Genomic DNA, 5615 nt, shown 5'->3' with positions numbered 1-5615 from the left:
GAGCCCTGAGGGAAATTCAACCTTGGTGTTGACAGGTGCGGTGTCGTGTTGATGGTTTTTGAATTTAATTGTTGATAATAAGGGTATTTATCTGACTTAAAATCCCTTGGGAGTAATCCCGTGTGGGTTCGACCCCCACCTCCGGCATACTTCAATCTGTGGGTTGCTCGCGCGCTTTGCGCGCGGCGTCCCGACGGAACCGGCGGATGGCTCAAGGCCGCCCCCGGGCATGACGGCCTGAGCCATGGGCTGCCGCTTCTCGCCGTGATCGACCCCCGCCTCCGGCACCATTTCTTCTTGCGTGTTGGTTGCTCGCGCGCTCCCGGCTCCGCCTGTGGCTTCATTGTGGTAGGTCGCGCGCGGCATCTTGGCGGATCCAACGGGTGGTCGTACGGCGGCCACCATCCATCCGTCCTTTTCGCCTGCAACCACGAGCCGCTGCTTTTCAGCGTGATCGACCCCCAGCTCCGGCAGCATTCAAAATCAATCACTTAAATTCCGTATTTTCCATTTCCTATAAATCCAATCTGGTGGATGAAACACTCTCGGTGCAGTAACGAATTGGGTTTTTGGTCGCTGGGGCATTGCCCTTGCTCGTGTTCTTCTATCCCAACGCGAGATCGTGGATCAAGGCGGTCACGCCTTTGTCGTTTTGGCTCCAAATCCGATCGGCGAGCCTTTTTGTGTTCGCCAAGGCTTCAACCGAGTTCCTTTTTCACCGCCTCTGCGATGCACCGGTTCAGGTCTCGTGTCATCCGGGTTTCGTCCGGCAGTTGAATTGGACCAGATTTTGCGCCACCATGCCACTTCAACAGTAGCGATCACTGTTTGACTAAATCCTGTTGCATACCTTCATCGAGGCAGCGAAATGGAAGACGAAGCAAAACGCACTGATTTACCACCAGGAATATGTTGTGCCGAGATCGAGAATTTCGTTGACATCGTCCGGTTGATTCAGCCGCCCCACGCCGGGATGCGAATCGGTCAGATCGAGGTCTACGGTGAATCGGTGTTTTTGAACGGGGCCGCAGGCGGCGATCATATTGTGTACGTCGATTTCGAACGTCGATACGATCTGGATCAGAGAATGGAATCTGCGAGGGCGCGTGACCAGGTCGAAGTCGCGGCCAGGCTCGAGAAGACCAGAGATCGACTCGGCATTCTTGTTGCCGACGTCTCAGGCCATCGGATAACCGACGCACTGGCTGCGGCCATGCTCCACCAGGCCTTTCTGACCGGGGTGCTGTATGAGCTCGACCAGTTTGGAGAGATCACCACGGCACTCTTCGAGAACTTGAACACGCGTTTCTACAACTCGCTTTCCTTCGAAAAGTACATCACGCTCCACTACGGCGAGATTTCCGGCGCCGGACAGTTTCGATTCTTGAACGCGGGCAACCCACTCCCTCTCGTGTTCTCCGCCGAATACGACCGTTTCGTCACCATCTGTCCCGACCGCCTGGTGTCGTTTTCGCCGTTGGGCCTCTTCCCATCAGAGGACACCACCGACGCCACCCGGATATTCAGCCCCCTGGGGTACAAGCCGCGTTATACGGTCAACGAGGTCAACCTCCTGGGTGATGGCGATATCCTCGTACTCAACACGGACGGTCTCAGTGAACAAAGCCGTGACGACGGACGAAACTTCGTGCCGGATGAACTTGAACAGGTGATCCGCGACAACAAGCACCGCTCGGCTCACGGGATATTCGAGGCGGTGCGCGAGCAATCGTTGGCGTTCGCTCCCCTCGAGGACGATATGACGGTGTTGATCATCAAGAAGGGGGGGGCAGGACGATGATGGAGTGGGTGGCCTCGATTCCGGTCTGGCTCTTGTGCGCCGTGATCTTTGTTCTCAGAATCTGTGACGTAACGTTGGGAACGATTCGAACAGTTTCCATCGTCAAGGGCCGCATCACGGTTGCCGCCTTTCTCGGTTTTTTCGAGGTGTTGATCTGGATCCTGGCCGTCAGCCAGGTCATTTCTCGAATCAATGAGAGCGTGTTTCTCGCGCTTGCCTTCGCCGGCGGTTTTGCTGCCGGCAACGCTATCGGCATTCTGGTCGAACGGAAGCTGGCGATGGGTACCTCGGTCGTGCGCATCATCTCTACCACCCACGGAACGGAGATCGCGCGAGCCATTCGTGAAGATGGTCGCGACGTCGCCGCGTTCGAGGGCGAAGGTGTTGATGGAGCCGTCACTCTGGTTTATGCAGTGGCGCCGCGCCGCCAGACCGGGCAAATGCTGCAACGAGCGAGATCCATCGATCCTTCGCTGCTGTACGTCTGCGAGCCCGCCCACGAGAGTTCTCAGGGCGCGGCATTGCGGCTGCGGCCGGTACCGCACCCCACGGGCTGGCGAGCTGTATTCAAAAAGAAATAGCCGACTCGCGGCGCTCACACACTCGCATTTGAACGTCGTCGTCGGCCTCGGCCCGCTGGCACAGTTGCAGGCAAAATTCTCTGGTGTTTCGGGCTTATGATTCGGCCCCAACCCACTCGACGAGTCGTTCAACCCCCACCAGAACATCCTCACAATATTCTCGCGGGAAACCCGGGGGCAGCTCCTGGTCAAGGGGGGTATTTTGGCTTGCGGCGAGGGCGCGGGCGCCGTCGAAATTCACGTACGCAAGCCGGGCGGTGAGCTCCTGCGGCGACCGCGCGAAGGATGCCCCCGGCAGGATGGCCACGCCCGTCTCCATCAACAGGCGTTTGCAGAGCGAGGGGCCATCACCCAGGTCGCGAGCCGCCAGACGCTCACGTATCGGCGTGAAGTCCACGAAAAGATAAAACGCTCCATCCGGTAAATGCACACCAAGGCCCGCCTGACGGAGCATGTCCGTACATTGGCTCGCCAGAGCAGAGAGAATCCGGCGCGCGTGCCAGAGATACCGTTCGATATCCACACCGCAACGAAAGGCGTGAACAGCTGCGTGCTGAATCGGGGCGCAGACTGACGTGTATGTTTCGCTGGCTACGGCGGTCAGAGCCTCCAGCAACCACCCGAGGTCCGGCGGAAAATAGAACGTGCCCAGCCGCCACCCGCCGGCACCGCACCATTTCGAGAGCCCGGAACTCACAATCGTGCCTTCCGGATAGAAGCGGGCAATGGAGACATGTTCTCCCCGGTGGTGGAGGTGGCCGTATATCTCATCCGAGAGAATGATCACCCCAAATCGCCTGGCCACTTCCGCGATCTGCTCGAGTTCATCGGCGGAGTAGCTTTGGCCCGTCGGGTTGCCGGGGTAGTTCAATACCAACAGCCGTGGACGATAGTCGTCCGCCTCGCCCTCGAGAGTGTTGGTCAGCTGCTCGGCTGTCAGCTTCCACTTCTGCTCGAAGCTTCTGGGAATCACGCTGACCGTGCGACCGATGATGCGGGCCTGAGGCAGGTACGAGACCCAGCAGGGAGAGGTGACGATGATCTCACCGTAAAACGTCAGCTGGAGAAGGAACATCAACTCTTTGGAGCCGGGTCCGATGATGACGCCGTCAGGGTTGGCGTCGATCTGTTCGTGATTCCGGTGAAAGTTCGCCACTGCCTCACGAAGTGCCGGCAAGCCTTTCACCGGCAGATAGTCTTTTTCGGCAGCGGCCAGCCTGAGAGCCTCGATCACAGACTCTGGAACCGGAAATGGTGACTGGCCCAGTCCCATCGCAAAGACGGTCTGGCCTTGCTCACGGAGCAAACGGCTCTGCTCGTTGATGGCAAGGGTTGCGGACTGCCCCATGCCGCGAAGATTGAGGTTGAGACTTACGGGTTTAGCTGTGTTCATGATTGACTCTATGCATTCTCAAAGTGTTTTGAGGTTTCGGCGCGCCGTCTCGGAGATGCACATTTGGAGAGCTCGGATCTCGGGACGCTCTCCCGATGTCGTCGGCAGGTCGGTTGCCCGCCGTTAGCGTCAGCGGGACGCCGAAGATTGAAATCGTCGGATGAAGGACTGCGACGAAGACGAGAGTCACCGTGGGACTGCACCGTGCGGGTTACGCGGAAATCTTGCCGCCTTGAATGGGAAACCACAAGTTCAATATACATCTGACAGGTGATCACGGCATGCTGGTTGCCAACGGCCTCCGAACGAGGAATCACCGGGAGAGACCTTGCCCTTCGGTCGTCGCATCACGATGCCGAAGCGAGCACAACCCGGACAAGGATGGAAACCGAGAGGACGCTCTGAGCCTGGTCGCCACTCATGAGCGGCGCCGCTGGGCGTCGCGAGGTGGATCGTTACGCTCGGGAAGTGAGGTCTGGCTTGCCAAGGCGAAGTTCTCGACCGGGATGAGCGTTTCGGGTCAGTCCGGCTTCGCCGTTGGCTACGCCGTGACAGTCTTCGTTCTCTCTTACGGTCGAGAACGAAGACTGGCGCGCCGGAGAGGATTCGAACCTCTAACCGCCGGATCCGAAGTCCGATGCTCTATCCATTGAGCTACCGGCGCGTCGGCGCCCATTCTACAGGTGAGAGCGGCGGCAGAGAATCAGCTCGGCTGAACGCTGATGGCCCTTTGTCCATCACGCCACTGCGGAGAGCGGGAATTCGGCCTCATGGCGAGCCGCGACGGTTTGTTGGTTCCTACTCCGCGTTCTTCACATACATGTCGAACCACCTCAGCTGCTCCCAGAGGACGTGCTCGATGCTTTCCTTCGCGCGGTAGCCGTGATCCTCGAACGGCAACAGGACGAGGCGGGCGGTGCCGCCCGAGCCGCGCACTGCCTCGAAGAAGACCTCGGACTGGATGGTCAGAGTGCCGGGGTTGGAGTCGGCGTTGCCGTGGATCACCAGCACCGGCTCGTTCACCTGGTCCGCGAAGAAGGTGGGCGAGACCTGGATGTAGACGTCGCGCGCCTCGAAGAGGGAGCGGCGCTCGGACTGGAAGCCAAAGGGCTGCATGGTCTTGTTGTGGGAGCCCGAGCGGGCGATGCCGGCGCGGAAGAGATCGGTGTGGGCCAACAGATTGGAAACCATGAGCCCACCGTGACTATGGCCGATGATGCCGATCCGCTCGGGGTCGGCCACGCCGATCTCCACCGCCTTGGCGACGGCGGCCTCGGCGTCAGCCACCAGCTGCGGCACGAAGGTGTCGTAGGTGGTCTCGGGATCGCCGATCATCGGCATGGCGGTGCGGTCGAGCACCACGTACCCCTGGAGCAGGAAGAACAGATGCGAGGCACCGTAGAAGCGGCTGAAGCGGCGGGTGGAACCGCGCACCTGTCCGGCGGTGGACGGGTCGGAGTACTCCAGGGGGTAGGCGTAGAGCACGGTGGGCGGCCGCGTTCCCTCCTCGTAACCGGGGGGCAGCATCAGCTGGAAGCTGAGCGGCACGCCGTCGTCGCGCTCGTAACGAACAAGACGTTTTTCGATCTGGCGAAGCTGGGGCGTCGGGTCCTCGAAGTGTGTGATGGGCGTGCGGGTGTGAGCCCGGGCGGCCTCGCCCTCCGGTGCTTCGATCTTCTTGCCGAGGGTGGCGAGGAAGTAGTTGGGAACGTCCACCGAAGACTCGGAGCGCATCACGAAGCTGTCCTCGCCTCCGGCAAAATCCACGAATATCTCGTAGCGTTCCGGGTCACAACGGAAGAGGCGCTCGTTCTCGCCGGTCTCCAGGGAGCGCAGGTCG

General features: G+C 59.9%; 5 protein-coding genes and 1 tRNA gene. 2 read left to right on the top strand and 4 right to left on the bottom strand.

The annotated features are described in order from the left end of the window. Positions 1-96: 96 nt before the first annotated feature. Positions 97-477 (bottom strand): hypothetical protein, encoded by a 381-nt coding sequence (locus tag LJE93_07915; GenBank protein MCG6948821.1) that lies wholly within the window; start codon positions 475-477, stop codon positions 97-99. A gap of 391 nt (positions 478-868) precedes the next feature. Here LJE93_07915 and LJE93_07910 point away from each other — a divergent pair, with 391 nt between their 5' ends. Next, the gene (locus LJE93_07910; GenBank protein MCG6948820.1) at positions 869-1801 is read left to right on the top strand and encodes a serine/threonine-protein phosphatase; all 933 of its coding nucleotides are present in this window, start codon (positions 869-871) and stop codon (positions 1799-1801) included. Continuing rightward, a complete protein-coding gene (locus LJE93_07905; GenBank protein MCG6948819.1) occupies positions 1798-2382 on the top strand; it encodes a DUF5698 domain-containing protein in 585 nt (194 codons plus the stop codon). The genes LJE93_07910 and LJE93_07905 overlap by 4 nt, the downstream gene beginning before the upstream one ends. Before the next feature lie 94 nt (positions 2383-2476). Here LJE93_07905 and LJE93_07900 read toward each other — a convergent pair whose 3' ends face one another. The 3 genes from LJE93_07900 to LJE93_07890 form a co-directional block, all read right to left on the bottom strand. Next, positions 2477-3775 (bottom strand): pyridoxal phosphate-dependent aminotransferase, encoded by a 1299-nt coding sequence (locus tag LJE93_07900; GenBank protein ID MCG6948818.1) that lies wholly within the window; start codon positions 3773-3775, stop codon positions 2477-2479. Positions 3776-4363: 588 nt separating this feature from the next. Continuing rightward, a tRNA-Arg gene (locus LJE93_07895) sits at positions 4364-4439 on the bottom strand. A gap of 134 nt (positions 4440-4573) precedes the next feature. Next, a partial coding sequence (locus LJE93_07890) for a prolyl oligopeptidase family serine peptidase (GenBank protein ID MCG6948817.1) occupies positions 4574-5615 on the bottom strand: 1042 nt, incomplete at its 5' end.

The sequence above is a fragment of the Acidobacteriota bacterium genome (assembly GCA_022340665.1).
Taxonomy (GTDB): Bacteria; Acidobacteriota; Thermoanaerobaculia; order Thermoanaerobaculales; family Sulfomarinibacteraceae; genus Sulfomarinibacter.
The sequence above is the reverse complement of the archived record's forward strand: the minus strand, read 5'-3'. Positions and strand labels throughout refer to the sequence as shown.